The 16,909-nt window shown below is 72.7% G+C and carries 16 protein-coding genes, 1 tRNA gene and 1 other RNA gene; 13 read left to right on the plus strand and 5 right to left on the minus strand.

Features of this window, described 5'->3' with window-relative positions; genetic code table 11:
* Positions 1 to 42: 42 nt before the first annotated feature.
* Positions 43 to 141, minus strand: an RNA gene (gene ffs, locus AC07B0_RS14120) — signal recognition particle sRNA small type.
* Positions 142 to 282: 141 nt separating this feature from the next.
* Between ffs and AC07B0_RS14125 the strand changes: the two genes are divergently transcribed.
* From AC07B0_RS14125 to AC07B0_RS14135, 3 genes are all read left to right on the plus strand, one after another.
* Positions 283 to 370, plus strand: a tRNA-Ser gene (locus tag AC07B0_RS14125).
* A 203-nt stretch (positions 371 to 573) separates the two neighbouring features.
* Positions 574 to 957 carry a hypothetical protein gene (locus AC07B0_RS14130; RefSeq protein WP_469377008.1) on the plus strand — a complete coding sequence of 128 codons (384 nt, stop codon included), beginning with the start codon at positions 574 to 576 and terminating at the stop codon, positions 955 to 957.
* A gap of 400 nt (positions 958 to 1,357) precedes the next feature.
* Positions 1,358 to 1,714 (plus strand): protease inhibitor I9 family protein, encoded by a 357-nt coding sequence (locus tag AC07B0_RS14135; protein WP_469377010.1) that lies wholly within the window; start codon positions 1,358 to 1,360, stop codon positions 1,712 to 1,714.
* Between the two features lie 49 nt (positions 1,715 to 1,763).
* On the opposite strand, the gene AC07B0_RS14140 is transcribed toward AC07B0_RS14135, so the two are convergent.
* Positions 1,764 to 3,209 (minus strand): PucR family transcriptional regulator, encoded by a 1,446-nt coding sequence (locus tag AC07B0_RS14140; RefSeq protein ID WP_469377012.1) that lies wholly within the window; start codon positions 3,207 to 3,209, stop codon positions 1,764 to 1,766.
* Between the two features lie 232 nt (positions 3,210 to 3,441).
* Here AC07B0_RS14140 and AC07B0_RS14145 point away from each other — a divergent pair, with 232 nt between their 5' ends.
* From AC07B0_RS14145 to AC07B0_RS14170, 6 genes are all read left to right on the plus strand, one after another.
* On the plus strand, positions 3,442 to 4,281 hold the full coding sequence (locus tag AC07B0_RS14145; RefSeq protein ID WP_469377014.1) for an FAD binding domain-containing protein: 840 nt from the start codon (positions 3,442 to 3,444) through the stop codon (positions 4,279 to 4,281).
* Positions 4,278 to 7,061 carry a molybdopterin-dependent oxidoreductase gene (locus AC07B0_RS14150; protein ID WP_478898217.1) on the plus strand — a complete coding sequence of 928 codons (2,784 nt, stop codon included), beginning with the start codon at positions 4,278 to 4,280 and terminating at the stop codon, positions 7,059 to 7,061. Before AC07B0_RS14145 ends, AC07B0_RS14150 begins: the two co-directional genes overlap by 4 nt.
* Before the next feature lie 80 nt (positions 7,062 to 7,141).
* Positions 7,142 to 7,594, plus strand: a complete 453-nt coding sequence (locus tag AC07B0_RS14155) for a molybdopterin-dependent oxidoreductase (RefSeq protein WP_478898219.1) — start codon at positions 7,142 to 7,144, stop codon at positions 7,592 to 7,594.
* 110 nt (positions 7,595 to 7,704) lie between these two features.
* Complete coding sequence (locus AC07B0_RS14160) at positions 7,705 to 8,991, plus strand: outer membrane protein assembly factor BamB family protein (protein WP_478898221.1); 1,287 nt, start codon at positions 7,705 to 7,707, stop codon at positions 8,989 to 8,991.
* Positions 8,992 to 9,134: 143 nt separating this feature from the next.
* The gene (locus AC07B0_RS14165) at positions 9,135 to 9,863 is read left to right on the plus strand and encodes a hypothetical protein (protein WP_478898223.1); all 729 of its coding nucleotides are present in this window, start codon (positions 9,135 to 9,137) and stop codon (positions 9,861 to 9,863) included.
* A 266-nt stretch (positions 9,864 to 10,129) separates the two neighbouring features.
* Positions 10,130 to 11,068: a helix-turn-helix domain-containing protein gene (locus tag AC07B0_RS14170; protein WP_469377022.1), complete on the plus strand. Its 939-nt coding sequence runs from the start codon at positions 10,130 to 10,132 to the stop codon at positions 11,066 to 11,068.
* A gap of 33 nt (positions 11,069 to 11,101) precedes the next feature.
* Here the strand turns inward: AC07B0_RS14170 and AC07B0_RS14175 are convergent, their stop codons facing one another.
* Complete coding sequence (locus AC07B0_RS14175; RefSeq protein ID WP_469377024.1) at positions 11,102 to 11,914, minus strand: VOC family protein; 813 nt, start codon at positions 11,912 to 11,914, stop codon at positions 11,102 to 11,104.
* 121 nt (positions 11,915 to 12,035) lie between these two features.
* Between AC07B0_RS14175 and AC07B0_RS14180 the strand changes: the two genes are divergently transcribed.
* On the plus strand, positions 12,036 to 12,626 hold the full coding sequence (locus tag AC07B0_RS14180; protein WP_356876213.1) for an HhH-GPD-type base excision DNA repair protein: 591 nt from the start codon (positions 12,036 to 12,038) through the stop codon (positions 12,624 to 12,626).
* 83 nt (positions 12,627 to 12,709) lie between these two features.
* Positions 12,710 to 13,183, plus strand: coding sequence for a cupin domain-containing protein (locus AC07B0_RS14185; protein WP_356876211.1), 474 nt, complete (start codon positions 12,710 to 12,712; stop codon positions 13,181 to 13,183).
* On the opposite strand, the gene opcA is transcribed toward AC07B0_RS14185, so the two are convergent.
* Positions 13,132 to 14,064 (minus strand): glucose-6-phosphate dehydrogenase assembly protein OpcA, encoded by a 933-nt coding sequence (opcA, locus tag AC07B0_RS14190; RefSeq protein WP_467295856.1) that lies wholly within the window; start codon positions 14,062 to 14,064, stop codon positions 13,132 to 13,134. The two genes, AC07B0_RS14185 and opcA, sit on opposite strands and share 52 nt — an antisense overlap.
* Positions 14,065 to 14,159: 95 nt before the next feature.
* On the minus strand, positions 14,160 to 15,758 hold the full coding sequence (locus AC07B0_RS14195; protein WP_478898226.1) for a helicase HerA-like domain-containing protein: 1,599 nt from the start codon (positions 15,756 to 15,758) through the stop codon (positions 14,160 to 14,162).
* An 88-nt stretch (positions 15,759 to 15,846) separates the two neighbouring features.
* Here AC07B0_RS14195 and AC07B0_RS14200 point away from each other — a divergent pair, with 88 nt between their 5' ends.
* Both AC07B0_RS14200 and AC07B0_RS14205 read left to right on the plus strand, forming a co-directional pair.
* Entirely contained in the window at positions 15,847 to 16,143 is a 297-nt protein-coding gene (locus AC07B0_RS14200; RefSeq protein WP_008740979.1) for a type II toxin-antitoxin system VapB family antitoxin, read from the plus strand.
* A 79-nt stretch (positions 16,144 to 16,222) separates the two neighbouring features.
* Positions 16,223 to 16,906, plus strand: a complete 684-nt coding sequence (locus tag AC07B0_RS14205) for a LytR C-terminal domain-containing protein (protein WP_356876205.1) — start codon at positions 16,223 to 16,225, stop codon at positions 16,904 to 16,906.
* The last annotated feature ends 3 nt before the right edge of the window (positions 16,907 to 16,909 follow it).

Consider the following 16,909-nt stretch of genomic DNA (forward strand, 5'->3'; position numbering starts at 1 on the left):
CCGACAACGGCGGCCCGCCGACGCCCCCGGACCCGTCCCGGAACGCAAAGCGCCCCCCACGCACCCGCCAGAGCCCACTTACCCTTGCTGCCTTCCGGCCCTGGGGGAGTTGGGTGAGATAGCGCCACGTGAGGGGCTGGCCCCACCCTAGCCGATCCCGGCCCCCGGAATCGACCCGACCCCGAACCCGGATCCACCCGCGACCCGATCGGGGAGGACCCCGGGACGGGTGATCCGGATCGTGTTCGCGAGCACCCCTCAACGTCTTGTATTGTTTGCGGCGGAGGATTCGCCTAGTGGCCTAGGGCGCACGCTTGGAAAGCGTGTTGGGGGCAACCCCTCACGAGTTCGAATCTCGTATCCTCCGCCAGTGCCTCACCGGGCACTTGAAGGCCCCGACCGGGAAACCGGCCGGGGCCTTCTGCGTTGTCCAGGTGCGGGGGTGCCCCGTGAGGTGGAACCTGCCGTGGAGCGGGGCGCGGGGGCGGGGCGGTGCGTCATCGTGGGGGCGGGCGGTGCCGACGCGTTGGGGGCGGCGCCGGGCGGACTTGGTCGGGGGAGGGGTTCTGCGTGGTGTCCGGATCCACATTGGCGGCGTGGCTGTACCGACTCGACGGGCCGCGGCTGGCGCGCGTACTCGCGGCCCGGAAGGACGCGACGGCCCCGCCGGAGCCGCGGACGGTGGGGGAGCTGGCGGACCACGCGCTCGTCTGGCCGGACGACGAGGGGAACCTCCGGTCGGCCGCACCGCTGCGGCGGGCCTGGGAGACCCCACTGGGGCTGGACCTGCCGCTGGATGAGCTGCTGGTCGACAGCCCGTCCGACGAACTGCGCGCGATGCTGGTGGCGTTGGGCGTCAAGCCGCCCGCCACCAGGCGGCAGCGGCTCGCCGCCCTGAGCGAGCACCACGGCGACCCGGCGCGGATCGTCCCGCTGGCCGCACGGGCCCGGCCGTGACGCGGCGGCTGGCGAGGAGAGGAGATCACGGCCGGCTACACGGAGCAGCTCACGTACAGCGACGTCCGCCAGCTGGCCCATGCCATCTCCGAGGGATCGGCCGTCAGCGTCGAGTACGTCGCCGCCTCGGGGGAACGCACCGTGCGGGTCTGAGCCGCCTCGTGCTCGATCCGCCGTTCCTGGAGGACTGGTGCCACCTGCGGGGCGCCGAACGGACCTTCAGCCTGTCGCGCATCGAGGGCGTCATGCCCGCGTAGCCGGTGCGCACCGGGGCGTCGGCGGGCTCCGCGGCGGGTGATCACGCGTGCGGGAGGCGTCGTACGCTCGGAGGGGGGTTCAAGGTTCGGCGGGTGGTGGCCGAAGGACCGGGTAGCCGATCCGCTACGAAACGGAGTCCCGTATGCGTCCGCTCCTGCGTCCCGCTCTGATCGCCGCCGCCGTCCTGCTCGCCCCGGTGGGCGCGGCGCCCGTCGCGTACGCCGCCCAGGGGGTGGAGTCGGTGCGCGCGGGTGACGACCGCCGGAGCGAGCCGTACATCGTCACCCTCGTCCCGGACGCCGATCCGCAGCGGGTGATGGACGACACCGGCGTCACCGAGGCCCGGTTCGTGTACCGCAGCGTCGTGCGGGGCTTCGCCGCCGACCTGAACGAGGCGCAGCTGGCCGCGCTGCGGGCGCACCCGGAGGTCCGCGCCGTCGAGCGGGACGGCCGGGCCGTCGGCAGCCCGGTCGAGGACGGGGTCACCGGCATCTGGTGAGCCGGCGCGGTACGCGGCGGGGCGGTGCGGCGGCGGGGGAGGCCCCGGGTCAACCGCAGCGCAGCGCCGCGTACAGGTCGAGCTTGTGGTCGAGGCGGGACAGGTCCCGGCCGGTCAGCGCCTCCACCCGCTCGATCCGGTAGTGCACGGTGTTCACGTGCAGGTGGAGGGCCTCGGCCGTACGGGCCCACGAGCAGTTGTTGGCGAGGAAGACCTCCAGGGTCTCCCGCAGCATCCCGTCGCCCAGCGCGCCCAGCGTCCGTGAGCCGAACACCCCGCGCACCTCCGGCGGCACCCCGGACAGGAGTTCCGCCAGGGTGTCCAGCTGCTCGACGGCGCGTACCGGGCCCTCCGCGTCGGCCGCCGTCAGCGCGAAGCGGGCCTGGGTGAGGGAGGACCGCAGCGCGTCGGGGCCCGCGGCCCGGGCGCCCGCGCCGAGGCGCAGGTCCGCGTCCGGGCCGCCGCAGGCCTGGAGCAGCGGCCACACCGCGCGCAGCGCGGCCACGTGGTCGGCGGCCGCGCCCGGGTCCTCGTACAGCACCGCGACGGGGCCGCCCGCCGCCCGCGGGACGCCCTCCAGGTGTTCCAGCGCCTCGGCCAGCGCCTCGCCCGAGGTGGCCACCAGCACCCGGTAGGGGCCCGAGGCCGGCAGCCCGGCGGCGGTCAGCGCCTCCTCCAGCGCCCCCGGGTCGGCGTCCGCCGACAGCAGCCGGACCAGCTCCCGGGCGGCCGCCCGCCCGGGGGCCCCGTGGCGGGTGTGTCCGTCCCGGTACTGGGCGATGACCTCGGCGATCTCGTGCAGCACGCGGGGCGGGGCGGCGTCCGCGTCGGGCACGTGGAGCTGCCAGGCGTCGTACGGGGAGCTGTCGGACTCGATCCGCAGCGAGAGCCCGGCGCGCGCGGAGGCCGCCCGCTGGGCGGGGATCGGCGGAGCGGAGGGCGTACGGGCCACCGTGCGGCCGCTCGCGGTCAGCAGGTAGCACGCCACCTTGCCCAGGTGCGCGCAGGCCCGGTCGAGGAGTTCGGCGGGTCCGGCGCCGCCTTCGAGCAGCCGGCTGAGCTCGGCGCGCACGTTCTCGGGGAGGGCGAATATCCGGTTGGGGCGGCGGCTGAGGTCGCCCCACTGGCGCAAGTACACCGCCTCGGTGACGGCCCGGAAGCTGGTCTTCGCCGGGACGGCCACGATCGGCACCCGGTGCGTCCGGCAGGCCGCGACCAGCTCGTCGGGGACCCGGCCGTGGGTCTCCTCGCCCGCGAACAGGGCGGTGGCGCCGGCCCGGGCGAGGGCGGAGACGAAGTGGTCGGCCTTCGCCAGGTCGCCCTCCGCCCACCACACCAGCCCGCTCAGCACCAGCTCGCCGGGGCCGAGGAAACGTCCCGGGTCCTCCAGGTCCGTGGCGGTGACCCCGCTGACCTCTTGGCCGAGAAGGGCTTCCTCGCCCCAGAGCAGGGTGAGGCCGAGATCGTCGGACTGGAGCAGATCGAGGACGTGCATGGCGGGGACTCCTTGCGGTGGGGGTGACCCACATTCGCCAGGTGAATACGTGAATTCCCATCGTAAATGCAAGGGCAATGGGCACCTAAGGCTCTTGGATGATTATCCAGCGCGGACCCCTGCAACCCCGTGCGTTTCCGTGGCCGAGACCAGTCGTATCGCCCCCGCACCCGTTGCTTCACTGGCCGGAAGACATGTACGGAGCGCGTCGGAGAAGGGCTGGTGGCGCGAAATGGACCTCAATACGGTGCTCGACGTGCGCGACGCGCGCCGCCGGGAGCCCTGGCGGCCCGGCGACGCGTGGCTCGGCGGCGGGACCTACCTCTTCTCCGAACCGCAGCCGCACGTCCGCCGCCTCTTCGACCTCTCGCGGATGGGCTGGCCGCCGCTGTCCTGGCAGCCGGACGGCTCCCTCGACATCTCCGCCACCTGCACGATCACCGAGCTGTCCCGCTTCGGCCGGACCCTGCCCGCCACCGCCGCCCCGCTCGTCGAGCAGTGCTGCCGGGCCTTCCTCGCCAGCTTCAAGATCTGGAACATGGCCACTGTCGGCGGGAACCTGTGCAACGGCCTGCCGGCCGGCCCGATGATCTCCCTCACCGCCGCCCTCGACGGCACCGTCCTGCTCCAGGGCCAGGACGGCGCCACCCGCCGGCTGCCCGTCACCGAGTTCATCCGCGGCGCCGGTGTGAAGGACCTCCGCGACGGGGAGCTGCTGCGCTCCGTACGGATCCCCGCCCGCGTCCTGGACTCCCGTACGGCCTTCCGGCAGGCCTCCCTCTACGGGCTCGGGCGCTCCGGCGCCCTCGTGATCGGCGCTTCGGACCCGCAGGACGGCTCCCTGGCCGTGACGGTCAGCGCCGCCACCACCCGCCCGTTCCGCTTCTGGTTCGCGCTGCCCCCCACCGCCGGCGAGCTGCGGGCGGTGATCGACGACGCCGTCCGGCCCGAGGAGTGGTACGACGACATCCACGGGCTGCCCGAGTGGCGCCGGCACATGGCGCTGCTCCTGGCGGAGGAGATCCGCCGCGAACTCACGGCCGGTTCCACGCCCGAGGAGGTCTCCCGATGAGCTACCGGATCGAGATCAACGAGCAGCACTTCGAGGACGAGCCCCGCGCCGGCCAGTGCCTGCGCACCTACCTGCGCGAGCGCGGCTGGTTCGGTGTGAAGAAGGGCTGCGACCAGGGCGACTGCGGGGCCTGCACGGTCCACGTCGACGGGCAGCCGGTGCACAGCTGCCTCTACCCGGCCGTCCGCGCCGAGGGCCGCCGCGTCACCACCGTCGAGGGCCTCGCCAAGCCCGGCGGTGAGCTCCACCCGGCGCAGCGGCAGTTCCTGGACGCCCAGGGCTTCCAGTGCGGCTTCTGCACGGCCGGGTTCCTGATGACCACCGCCGCCCTCCAGGCCGAGGAGGGCACCGCCCACGACGACGGCAAGCTCCAGGACCTCCCGCGCGCCTTCAAGGGCAACATCTGCCGCTGTACGGGTTACCGCGCCATCGAGGACGCGGTGCGCGGGGTCCGGCACACGGAGGACCCGGAGGCCGGTCAGGCCGTCGGCAAGTCCCTGGGCGCCCCCGCCGGGCCGCTCGTCGTCACCGGAACGGCCCGCTACACCTTCGACGTGGAGGTGCCCGGGCTGCTCCACATGAAGCTGCTGCGCTCCCCGCACCCGCACGCCCGGATCGTCTCCATCGACACCACCGACGCCCTCCAGGTCCCGGGCGTCCACGCGGTCCTCACCCACCACGACGCGCCCGACCGGCTGTATTCGAGCGCCCGCCACGAGCACCCCACCGAGGACCCGATGGACACCCGCGTCCTGGACGACGTGGTGCGCTTCGTCGGCCAGCGCGTGGCGGCCGTGGTCGCCGACAGCGAGCAGGCCGCCGAGGAGGGCTGCCGCCGCGTGGTCGTCACGTACGAGGAGCTGCCGTACGTGATCGACCCGGAGGAGGCCATGCTCCCGGGCGCCCCCGTGCTCCACCCCAAGGGTCCCGAGGCGGGCATCTTCCGCGCCGAGAACAACGTGTGCGGCGAGGTCCACAACACCCTCGGCGACATGGAGAAGGGGTACGCGGAGGCGGACGTCGTCCACGAGGAGACGTTCCGGACCCAGCGCGTGCAGCACGCCAGCCTGGAGACCCACGGCAGCGTCGCGTACTTCGAGCCCAAGGAGGACGGCGACGGCGAGCGCATCACCGTCCGCTCCTCCACCCAGGCGCCGTTCCTGACCCGGCGGGCGCTGTGCGCCCTGTACGACCTGGGTGAGGACGAGGTACGCGTCGTCGCGGGCCGCGTGGGCGGCGGGTTCGGCGGCAAGCAGGAGATGCTGACCGAGGACATCGTGGTCCTCGCCGCCCTGAAGCTGCGGCGCCCGGTGAAGCTCGAATTCACCCGGGCCGAGCAGTTCTACGGTGCCACCACCCGCCACCCCTTCAAGATCACCATCAAGATCGGCGCGAAGGCCGACGGCACCCTCACCGCGCTGCGCATCCGCGTGCTCTCCAACACCGGCGCCTACGGCAACCACGGACCGGCGGTCATGTTCCACAGCGTCGGCGAGTCCTTCGCCGTCTACAAGGCGCCGAACAAGGAGGTGGAGGCGTACTCGGTCTACACCAACTGCGTTCCGGCGGGCGCCTTCCGCGGCTACGGCCTGGGCCAGGTCCTCTTCGCCCTGGAATCGGTGATGGACGAGCTGGCCGTCCGGCTCGGGATGGACCCGCTGGTCCTGCGCGAGAAGAACGTCATCGGCGCCGGAGACCACATGGTCACCCCGATCGGCCACGAGGAGGACCTCTTCATCGCCTCGTACGGGATGAAGCAGTGCATGGACGTCGTCCGCAAGGCCGTCGCCGAAGACCGCAGCCACGAGGACGTCCCCGAGGGCTGGCTGACCGGCACGGGCTCGGCGGTCGCGATGATCGCGACCGGCCCCCCGGGCGGCCACTTCGCCGACGCGCGGGTCAGCCTCCTGCGCGACGGCACGTACGACATCGCGGTGGGCACGGCGGAGTTCGGCAACGGCACCACCACCGTCCACAAGCAGATCACCGCCGGGGCGCTGAACACCACCGTCGACCGGATCACGGTCCGCCAGTCGGACACGGACGTGGTCCGCCACGACACCGGCGCGTTCGGCTCGGCCGGCACGGTGGTGGCGGGCAAGGCCGTGATGCTGGCCGCGGGCTCCCTCGCCGAACGCCTGCGGACCTTCGCCGCCCGGCACACGGGCGTGGCCCGGCACCTGTGCGAGCTCCAGGCCGAGTCCTTCGACTGCGCGGGCCGCGTCCTCACCCTCAAGGAGCTGTACGAGGCCGCGTACGACAAGGGCAGGCTCGACGAGATCGCGGCGGACGGCCACTGGGGCGGCTCCCCCCGCTCGGTGGCCTTCAACGCCCAGTGGTTCCGCCTCGCCGTCGACCCGGACACCGGCGAGATGAAGATCCTGCGCAGCGTGCACGCAGCCGACGCCGGCAAGGTCATGAACCCGATGCAGTGCCGGGGCCAGGTCGAGGGCGGCGTCGCGCAGGCCCTGGGCGCGACCCTCTTCGAGACGGTACGGGTGGACGAGCGCGGGGAGGTCACCACGGCCGCCTTCCGCCGCTACCGCCTCCCGCAGTACGCGGACGTCCCGCGCACGGAAGTCCACTTCATGGAGACCTCGGACGCGATCGGGCCGCTCGGCGCCAAGTCCATGTCCGAGAGCCCCTTCAACCCGGTCGCCCCGGCCTTCGCCAACGCCCTGCGGGACGCGACGGGGGTCCGCTTCACGGAGCTGCCGGTGACCCGTGACGTGGTGTGGCAGAAGATCAACCGGAAGCTGCAAGGCGGAACCCACGAATGACATCCGGTCTGCGGCTCATACACACCTCCGAACCTTGCAGATGAGGTTCCGGAAAGAGCCGTGACGGGCATCACTGGGGCATGCCCACACTCTTGCTGCACGGAGACCTCGGCCGACCGGCGGCCCTCAGCGTCGCCGACCTCCGGGAATGGCCCGTCCACCGGGCCGAGGTCACCTTCGACTGCGCGACGAACGGCCCGCAGCGCCACGTCTTCGAAGGCGCCCTGCTGCGGGACGTGGTCGCCCGCGCCCATCCGGACCTCGAAGGCCGCCGCCGCAAGGACCGCAGCCGCTTCGTCCTGGCGGTCAGCGGCGGGGACGGCCACCACTCGCTGCTGTCCTGGGCGGAGTTGGACCCCGACTTCTGCGGCAGCCCGGTCCTGCTGGCCACCCGCCTCGACGGCGAGGACCTCGACGAGGCCGGCTGCCAGCTCGTCGTCCCGACGGACCGCTGCGGAGCGCGGTACGTCAGCGCGGTCACCCACATCTGGTTCGGCGCCCTCGAAGTCCCGGTGCTGGCCGGGGTTTCCTGAGCCCCACCCCCTGGCCTCCCGCGCCGCCACCGCCGAAACTGACCCGGCGCACACCGAGTCGGAGCGTCGGAGGGGGAAGCATGCGCCGGGGGCTACCCAGGAGGGCGGCCGTGGCGGCCGCGTTGGCGGGACTGGTGCTGGTCGCCGGTTGCGGCGGGGGGCCGGAGGACGACGGGCAGGAGGGGGTGAAGGACACCCCCTCGCAGAGCGCGTCCGGTTCCGCCGGGCCGCAGGAGGCGCCGACGCCGCTCGTCGCGCACGATCCACCGCTGAAGTTCGCGCCCGCAGGGATGTGGGCCCTGGACACGCGGCGGCTCGCGGCGGCCACCCTGGACGGGAAGAACGCGTACGGGTACGCGCAGGACCACGGCGAGCTCGTGGTCGCCGACCTGGCCTCGGGCGAGGCCGTCGGCGACGGCGCCGGGCCCAAGGGGGACCTGCCCGAGGACTACGGCGAGGACACCCTGGGGGAGAAGCCCCCGCTGTGCGAGCGGACGCGGCCGGGCGCCGGGACGGCCGGCGGCAAGCGGGTCGCCGTCGGGGTCTTCCCCACCGTGTCCAAGGGGAGCGGGACCACCGCCGACACCTCGGTCTACGAACTGGTCACGGTGGACGCCGCGACCGGCACGGCCGTACTCCAAGCCCCCCTCGGCATCGCCGTGGGCGGGGACTTCTGCCAGGTCAGCGGGGTCTCCGACACCACGGCCGTCCTCGTCCTGGGCGGCAGCCAGGACGGTACGCCCACGACGTACGGGGTCGACCTGGCGACCGGCCGGGTGAGCTGGGACCGGCCCGGGTTCGAGGGTCAGCTCGTCCTCGGCGGCCGCGTCGTCGGCAGGGACTCGGCGGGCGGCTCCGTCAGGGTCACCTCGCTGGACGCGGCCACCGGAAAGGAACAGTGGCAGGCACTGGAGAGGTCCGGCGCCCAGTACCGGATCACCGCCTTCTCACCGGAAGCGGCGCGCGTCAGGAACGTCGACGCCAACGGCTCCGACGAGGTCGTGCGCCTCTCCGACGGCGTGCCCCTGGAGATCGAGGGCTTCGGCGAGCGGCTCCACGAGATCCAGGACTGCGTCCACGACCAGCGGGCGACCACGATCTGCTCCGCCCGCACCACCAAGGGCGGGGAGCTGTCCGGATACGACGCCGTGAGCGGCACGCGCCTGTGGACGGTGGGCGGGCCGTCCGACACCGAGGGCCGCAGCGCACCGGAGCTCCTGACCGCCTTCCACGGCGCCGTCTACGGCCGGGTGGTGCGGGACGGCCGGCCCGCGGACCCGATCGTGCTGGACGCCAGGACCGGCAAGGACCGGGAGTCGCAGCCCGGCGCGGCGCCGTTCCAGGTGAACGAGTACGCCGCCTTCACCGCGCAGGGGGTGTACGAGACCGCCGGCTGACCCGCCCCGCACACGTCCCTGCGGGCCGAACCACCCCTACGGTGAACCGCGGTTGGCCCTGACACCGGCTCGGGGGTACCTCAGGGGCGTGCGGGGGCCGTCCCCGGTGCCGCCGCACCCCGTCCGGCGGCACCGTAGGGGCCATGAAGACCACCACCGCGGGGCTCGCCCTCGCCGCTGCCGCCGTCCTCACGCTCACCGGCGCGGCCGGCGCGTCTGCGGCGCCCGCACCCGCACCCTCCTATGACTTCTCCGGCTGCCCGGCCCTCCCCTCCGACGTCGACCCGGCACGCTGGAAGTGCGAGTTGCACACCGCCTCCGGCTCGCTGCGCCTCGGCGGCCGCGACGTCCCCGCGCTGGCCCCGATGACCCTCACCTTCGCCGAGGGACCGATGCCGGACGGCAGCCCCGGCCAGGTCTGGGGATCCCTGCGCAGCGCCCCCTCCCCCGTCCCCGGCGGCCTCCTGGGCCACGCCTCCGCCGACCGGTCCCCCCTGCTCGGGCTGTCCCTGCAGCCGGAGTACGGCGGCCGGTCCGACTTCTACTCCGTCGGCGACAGCATGGGCTTCTTCACCCTGCGCTACCGCGTCCTGAGCCCGCTCCTGCCCCGGGACTGCGTCATCGGCGGCGGCGACACCCCCGTCGAGATCCGCCTGAAGCGGGTGGGCGACTCCGAGCGGGTGTCCAAGAACCCTCCGGTCATCAAGTACGCCGCGACCGACACCGCGTTCGGCGTCCCGGCCGCCACCGGCTGCGGCCCGATGACCCGGCTCGTGAACGACCGCCTCGGCCTCCCGGCGGCCGCCGGGAACCGGATCACCCTGGCAGGTGAATACACGTACAAGACCTACGACCAGCTGCCCGCGCACTGATGCGCCGACCGGATTCCGTCCGGACGCACTCCGGTCGGCCCGTACGTTTCTTTGCTTCGCAGTACCGGGAGAAAGAACCCCTGCCCAACCCCACCAGCCTCCCCGCGAGGCTCGCTCACTCACACGGGTGAACAAGTCCAACTCGGCTGGATTTCGGACCGGTTGCGGGGCATATGCTCGCCCCGCAACCCCACAAACGAAGACGGCCCCCGCCGGGACGGCAATCCCGGACGAGGGCCTGACCAAGTAGGAAGTCCACACTTCCCATGGCTCCTCAGCAGGTTAGCGCGCGCTCGCTCGCGCCGTACGGCGTTCGTCACTCGAACGTCCGGCACAAGAACCGGTTCACCGTCGTCGGGAACCACCTGATCCAGAACCCGAAGATGACGCTGACCGCCCGCGGCCTCGGCGCGTACATCCAGTCCCTCCCCGCCGGCACCGGCATCGGCATCAAGGACCTGGCCAGGGAGGTTCCCGAGGGGACGGCCCGGATCGCGGCGGCCCTGCGCGAGCTGGAGGCCCACGGCTACCTGAAGCGGACCGTGGAACAACTGCCCGACGGGCGGTTCGTCACCCATACGGTGTCCTACAACCAGCCCCGCGGGGTGACCACCACGACCACGCCGCCCCCACCAGACCCCCAGGCCGCGGCCCCTGACCCCGCCCCGGACCCCACCCCGGACCCTGAGCAGGACCCGGCCCCCGAGCCGGACCCCCGCCCCGACCTGGAGCCGGAGGCCGCACCCCCGCCGGAGCAGGAGCAGGAGCAGGAGGAGCAACAGCTCCCGCACCTGGACCCGGAACCAGAGCCCCAGGACGAACCGCTGCCGGACCCCGCCCCCGACCCGGTGCTGCTGCGCGCGGCCGCGAACCTCCTCGCCCGGCTGCGCCGCGTCGATTCCCGGCTGCTCCTCGGGCAGCGGGACATCGACCGCCTCGCCCCGCGGCTCGTGCCCTGGCTGGAACGCGGGGCGACCCCGGACGCGATCACCACCGCGCTGACGGCCCGCCTGCCCCACCCCCCGGCCCACCCGGCCGGCCTGATCGCCCACCGGCTCGAAAATCAGCTGCCGCCCCTCCTGGAACCCGAGTTCGTCCGGGCGGCGTACGTCCCCCCGGACCCCTTCCAGACCTGCCCGGCCTGCGACCGCGCCTTCCGCAGCCCGGTCCCCCGCCGGTGCGGCGACTGCGGCGACCCGCCGTGATCACCGGCGTGGGCACGGGCCACGGAACTCCCGCTACTCGAAGGCCGGCATCTCCCCGACCGTCGTCGTCAGGTCGATCACCGCGAACGCCGCGCCCTGCGGGTCCGCCACCGCCGCGAACCGCCCGAAGGGGCTGTCCATCGGGCCGAAGTGCAGCTTCCCGCCGTGCTTCTTCGTCTTGGCGACCGCCTCGTCACAGTCGGGCACCGCGAAGTAGACCTGGATGTAAGAGGGGACCTCGGGCGGGAAGTCGTCGCCCATGCCCATCCGGCCCAGGACCGGGTTGCTCGTCCCGCCCAGGCTGAAGACCTTGAAGTCCATCCCGGCCGTCTCCGGGTCGTCGCCCGTCTCCATCTGCTGGGCCTCGTACGGGAAGACCTTCGGCAGGAAGGCGTCCGGCTTGGCCACGTCCCGGCTGAAGACCTCGGCCCAGGCGTACGAACCCGCCTCCCCCATCTTCTCGAAGCCCTTGTGCTCGCCCGGCTGCCAGACACCGAAGACCGCGCCGCCCGGCTCCTTCGCGATCAGCATCGTGCCGAACGTGCCGACCTGCATCGGCTCCATGACCAGCTCGCCGCCCGCCGCCTTGATCTTCTCCGCCGTGGCGGCCGCGTCCGGCGAGGCGAAGTACAGACACCACTGCGAGGGAGCGTCGACCCCCGGCATCGGCGGGACGACGGCGGCGACCGCCTTCCCGTCGGAGTAGGCCTGCGTGTAGTTGCCGTACTCGCTGCTGGAATCGCCGAAGGTCCAGCCCAGCACGTCCGCGTAGAACTCCTTGGCGCCCTCCACATCGGTGAACATCGCGTCCACCCAGCAGGGCGCGCCTTCCTGGAACTCAGCCATGGTCGATCGACTCCCGTGTCGTCGTATCCGCATGCGCGTCTGTCGTTCCCACGCTAGGCGGGGGGTCCGACAACCGCGCGCCGACCGCGCGCGGAGCCCGTGCGCGGGGGAGGCTGGAGGCATGGACATCACCATCCGGCTGGCCCAGCAGCCCGAGGCCGACGCCCTGCTCGCCCGCAGCCCGCTCGCCGCGCTCACCGGCATGCTGCTCGACCAGCAGGTGCCGATGGAGTGGGCGTTCTCCGGGCCCTACACGATCGCGCGGCGGCTCGGCGCCGACGACCTCGACGCGCACGCCATCGCCGCCCACGACCCGGAGGCCTTCGCGGCGCTGCTCTCCGAGAAGCCCGCCGTGCACCGCTACCCCGGGTCGATGGCGAAGCGGATCCAGCAGCTGTGCGCGTACCTGGTCGAGCACTACGACGGGGACGCGGCCGCCGTGTGGGCCGACGCCGCGACCGGGGAGGAACTGCTGAAGCGGCTCAAGGAACTGCCGGGCTTCGGGGAGCAGAAGGCACAGATCTTCCTGGCGCTGCTCGGCAAGCGGTTCGGGGTGCGGCCCAAGGGCTGGCGGGAGGCCGCGGGCGGCTACGGCCCGGCGAACATCCACCGGTCGGCGGCCGACATCACCGGCCCGGAGTCCCTGGCCAAGGTACGCGCGTACAAGCAGGAGATGAAGGCCGCGGCGAAGGCCGGGAAGGCCGCGGGGTGAGGGGCGTCGCAGCAGGTCGCGGGCCGGGTTGACCGTACGGCCGGGGGACCGGAGGTGCAGGTTCCTGCCTTAGGGTCGGCCGGATGATCAGCAACCTCACGCGCGCGGCAGGCGCCGAATCGATCTCCGACGGCCCGGGCAGCGTCATCACCCTGCTCACCGACACCGACGAGCTCACCTGCAACACGGCGAGCTTCGAGGTGGGGGCGGCCGGCGCGCCCGTGCACTTCCACACGAAGGCCACCGAGTTCTTCCACGTCACCGACGGGCGACTCGACGTCCTGGTCGGCGACGAGGTCCACACCCTCGGCAAGGGCGACTTCATCACCGTCCCGCCCGGCGTGAAGCACGCCTTCGCCCCGGCCGCGGGCCACACGGCCGAGGTGTTCGTCGGCTTCACCCCCGGCATGCACCGCTTCGACTACTACCGCCTGCTCGGCCGGGTCCGCGCGGGCGAGGCCACCGTCCAGGACATCAAGGACAGCTCACCGGTCTACGACAACCACTACGCGGAGAGCGAGGCCTGGGCGGGCCGGCCGCGCAGCGCCGACGCGTAGACCACGTCGGCGTCCAGGCGCCGCAGTTCCTCCGCGAGCAGCTCGGCCGTGCTGCGGATCTTGAGGGCCACCTTGCGGTCGGGCCAGCCCGGCAGCAGCAGCGTGGCCAGCACTCCGGCGGGCCGGTCCACCCTTATCTCCCCGGCGCTGGTCTCCAGCCGGACGCGGGTGATCAGCGGGCCGTCCGTCGGCACCCGCTCCACCCGCACCCGGAGCCGGTCTTCCAGCCAGCGGGCCAGCAGCTCGGCGCTCGCGTTGTCCGCCTCGCTCTCCACGGCGACGCCGGTCACCGGGAGCGGCTTGTGGTCGAAGGCGGCGGCCAGCAGGGACCGCCACGGGGTGAGCCGGGTCCAGGCCAGGTCGGTGTCGCCGGGGGCGTACGAGGCCGCCCGCTGGTCCAGCACGCCGACCGGGTCGGGCGCCGCCTGGGAGTCGGTGATCCGGCGCTGGGCCAGCGCGCCCAGCTGGTCGCGGGCCGGATCGGCCGGGGCCTCGGACGGCCACCAGGCCACCACCGGCGCGTCGGGCACCAGCAGCGGGAGCACCACCGAACCCGCCTGGTCGGTGAGCTCGCCGTGCAGGCGCAGCAGCACGATCTCGCCGGAGCCGGCGTCCGTGCCGACGCGTAGCTCGGCGTCGAGGCGGGTCTGGTGGAGTCGCTTGGGGCCCCGCTTGGTCCGCTTGATCACCGCGATGATGCGGCACGGGTGCTCGCGGGAGGCCTCGGAGGCGGCGCGCACGGCGTCGTACGCGTTCTCCTCGTCGGTGACCACGACGAGGGTCAGCACCAGCCCCATGGCGGGGCTGCCGACGGCTCGGCGCGCTTCGAGCAAGGCCCGGACGACCTTGCTGGACGTGGTGTCGGTGAGTTCGGTCCGCATGCCCCCGAGTCTGTCAGCGTCGGCCGCCCGAGCGGCACCCGGTGCACTTGATTCCGGCTCGACCGGGGGCGGGGCCGCGCGGACGGCCCGTCATGTCAGCGGCGCCGCCGGGCCGTTCCGAAGAGCGAGCGGGAGATCTCCCGGCCCAGCTGGGTCCCGATCGAGCGGGCCAGCGAGCGGAAGATGCCGCTGCCCACGACCTGTTCGGCCAGCGAGGGATCCGGCTTCGGGGCCTTCCGGGCCGTCTTCTCCGCCTCCTTGGCCTGCTTCTCGGCCTCCGCCGCCGCGGCGGCGGCCTCCGCCTCGGCCTCGGCGGCCGCCTGTTCGGCGCTGATCTTCTCGTACGCCGACTCGCGGTCGACGGGCTCGGCGTAGCGCGAGTACAGCAGGGAGGCCTTGACCGCCCGGTCCAGTTCCGCCGCGTCGACGGGGCCCATCAGCGACTGCGGGGCGCGCAGCCGGGTCGCCGCGACCGGCGTCGGGGCGCCTTTCTCGCTGAGTACGGTGATCACCGCCTCGCCGGTGCCGAGCTGGGTGAGGAGCTCCTCCAGGTCGTAAGCGGAATTGGGGAAGGTCTTCACCGTGGCCTTCAGGGCCTTCGCGTCGTCGGGGGTGAAGGCGCGGAGCGCGTGCTGCACCCGGTTGCCGAGCTGGGCGAGCACGTCGGCCGGTACGTCCTTGGGCGTCTGGGTCACGAAGAACACCCCGATTCCCTTCGAACGGATCAGCCGGACCGTCTGGGTGATGGAATCCAGGAAGGCCTTCGAAGCCCCGTTGAAGAGCAGGTGCGCCTCGTCGAAGAAGAAGACGAGTTTCGGGCGCTCCAGATCGCCGACTTCGGGGAGATCGGTGTAGAGGTCGGCGAGCAGCCACATCAGAAAGGTGGAGAAGAGCTGCGGTTTGTCCTGAACCGCCGGGAGTTCCAGTACGGAAACCGTGCCGCGCCCGTCGGCGGCCGTCCGCAGGAATTCACTGCTGTCGAATTCGGGCTCGCCGAAGAATTGCGCGGCGCCCTGCTGCTCGAATGCGGTGAGCGCCCGCAGGATCACCCCGGCGGTCACCGTGGAGAGTCCGCCGATGCCCTTCAGCTCCGGCTTGCCCCGGTCCGACACGAGGAAGGCGACGACCGCGCGCAGGTCCTTGAGGTCGATCAGGTCCAGGCCCTTGGAGTCGGCGTAGTGGAAGATCAGGCCGAGGGACTGCTCCTGGGTCTGGTTCAGCTGGAGCACCTTCGACAGCAGGACGGGCCCGAACGCCGTCACCGTCGCCCGGAGCGGGATGCCCGGGCCGATCCCGCCGAGCGAGTAGAACTCGCTGGGAAAGCCGGTGGCCTGCCAGTCCTGGGCCACTTCGCCGGCCCGTTCGCGGACCTTGTCGTTCTCCGTGCCGGGCGCGGAGATGCCCGAGACGTCGCCCTTGACGTCGGCGAGGAAGACGGGCACGCCGTTCGCGGACAGCTGCTCGGCGATGAGCTGGAGCGTCTTCGTCTTGCCGGTGCCGGTGGCACCGGCGACGAGCCCGTGCCGGTTGAGCATGGCGAGCGGGATGCGGATCTGCCGGTCCGGCAGACAGACGCCGTCCCAGATCAGGGCTCCCAGGTCGAGCGCCGGTCCGGTGAACGCGTACCCCGCGGCGATCGCTCCGGCCGGGTCCGCGGGGTCCGCGGGAACGGCGGCGTCGGTGCTCTGGCTCATGCATCACTCCCGGAATAGCCCTGTCTGCCACTTTTGCACCCACCCGGCGAGGCTGCGCCCGGAGGCGCGGGCCCGGTAGGCTTTCCGTGTGATCTTCAAGCGCATCGGAAGCGGGCGGCCGTACCCCGACCACGGCAGGGAAACCACCCGGCAGTGGGCGGACGTCGCCCCGCGCCCGGTCCGGCTCGACCAGCTCGTCACGACCAAGGGACAGCTGGACCTCGAAACCCTGCTGGCCGAGGACTCCACCTTCTACGGCGACCTCTTCGCGCACGTCGTGAAGTGGCAGGGCGACCTGTATCTGGAAGACGGGCTGCACCGCGCGGTGCGCGCGGCGCTCCAGCAGCGTCAGGTGCTGCACGCACGCGTCCTGGAAATGGACTGATTGCGCCTTTCGGGTCAGCCTTGCCCGATCAATAGATCATTTAGTAGGCATCGTCACGGCGCGGCACTACGCTGCGCCCATGAGCATGCTCACTCCCCCCGGCATGGGCGGAAAGTACCGCGTTACGGGAGCTGCCTACCCCCGCATGAGCCGCCGGCCGCGACGCCGGAAGGTCGTCCTCGTCCTGCTCGGCTCGCTCCTCGCGCTGTCCCTGCTCGGCTACGGGGCGCTCCAGCTCATCGGGGTGTTCCGGGGCGACGGTGGCGGTAAGCGGAATGCGGCGGCGGCCGGCAAGGACTGCCCGACCGCGTCCGCCAGCCCCGTCAAGGCCGCGCAACCCGCCTCCGCTCCCCAACCGGGACCCGCCGCCTCCGCATCCCCCGCGGTCGTGCTCCCCCAGCCCGGCCAGATCACCGTCAACGTCTACAACGCGACCCCGCGAGCGGGCCTCGCCAAGGCCGTCCGAGACGAGCTGGAGAAACGCGGCTTCGTCATCGGGCAGGTCGGCAACGCCCCGCCCACCTTCGACAAGAAGGTCCCGGGCACCGGGATACTGCTCGGCGCGCCCACGACCGACAAGGCGGCCTACTCCGTCCTCGGCACCCAGGTCGACGGGCTCACCCAGCAGCACGACACGCGCGAGGGCGCGGACATCGACCTGATCATCGGCGACGCCTTCACGCAGCTGAAGCCCAAGGAAGAAGCGGACAAGGCACTGGCCCTCCTGGCCAACCCCGCGCCCGCACCCACCGGAAAGTGCTGATCC

The sequence above is a fragment of the Streptomyces sp. NPDC044704 genome (assembly GCF_056433525.1).

Bases quoted from the DNA above. Each gene is read 5' to 3' on its own strand.
- AC07B0_RS14205 (WP_356876205.1), top strand. From the start codon at position 16,223: ATGAGCATGCTCACTCCCCCCGGCATGGGCGGAAAGTACCGCGTTACG.
- AC07B0_RS14145 (WP_469377014.1), top strand. From the start codon at position 3,442: ATGGACCTCAATACGGTGCTCGACGTGCGCGACGCGCGCCGCCGGGAG.
- AC07B0_RS14150 (WP_478898217.1), top strand. From the start codon at position 4,278: ATGAGCTACCGGATCGAGATCAACGAGCAGCACTTCGAGGACGAGCCC.
- AC07B0_RS14180 (WP_356876213.1), top strand. From the start codon at position 12,036: ATGGACATCACCATCCGGCTGGCCCAGCAGCCCGAGGCCGACGCCCTG.
- AC07B0_RS14185 (WP_356876211.1), top strand. From the start codon at position 12,710: ATGATCAGCAACCTCACGCGCGCGGCAGGCGCCGAATCGATCTCCGAC.
- AC07B0_RS14140 (WP_469377012.1), bottom strand. From the start codon at position 3,209: ATGCACGTCCTCGATCTGCTCCAGTCCGACGATCTCGGCCTCACCCTG.
- AC07B0_RS14195 (WP_478898226.1), bottom strand. From the start codon at position 15,758: ATGAGCCAGAGCACCGACGCCGCCGTTCCCGCGGACCCCGCGGACCCG.
- AC07B0_RS14155 (WP_478898219.1), top strand. From the start codon at position 7,142: ATGCCCACACTCTTGCTGCACGGAGACCTCGGCCGACCGGCGGCCCTC.
- AC07B0_RS14175 (WP_469377024.1), bottom strand. From the start codon at position 11,914: ATGGCTGAGTTCCAGGAAGGCGCGCCCTGCTGGGTGGACGCGATGTTC.
- AC07B0_RS14135 (WP_469377010.1), top strand. From the start codon at position 1,358: ATGCGTCCGCTCCTGCGTCCCGCTCTGATCGCCGCCGCCGTCCTGCTC.
- AC07B0_RS14170 (WP_469377022.1), top strand. From the start codon at position 10,130: ATGGCTCCTCAGCAGGTTAGCGCGCGCTCGCTCGCGCCGTACGGCGTT.
- opcA (WP_467295856.1), bottom strand. From the start codon at position 14,064: ATGCGGACCGAACTCACCGACACCACGTCCAGCAAGGTCGTCCGGGCC.
- AC07B0_RS14165 (WP_478898223.1), top strand. From the start codon at position 9,135: ATGAAGACCACCACCGCGGGGCTCGCCCTCGCCGCTGCCGCCGTCCTC.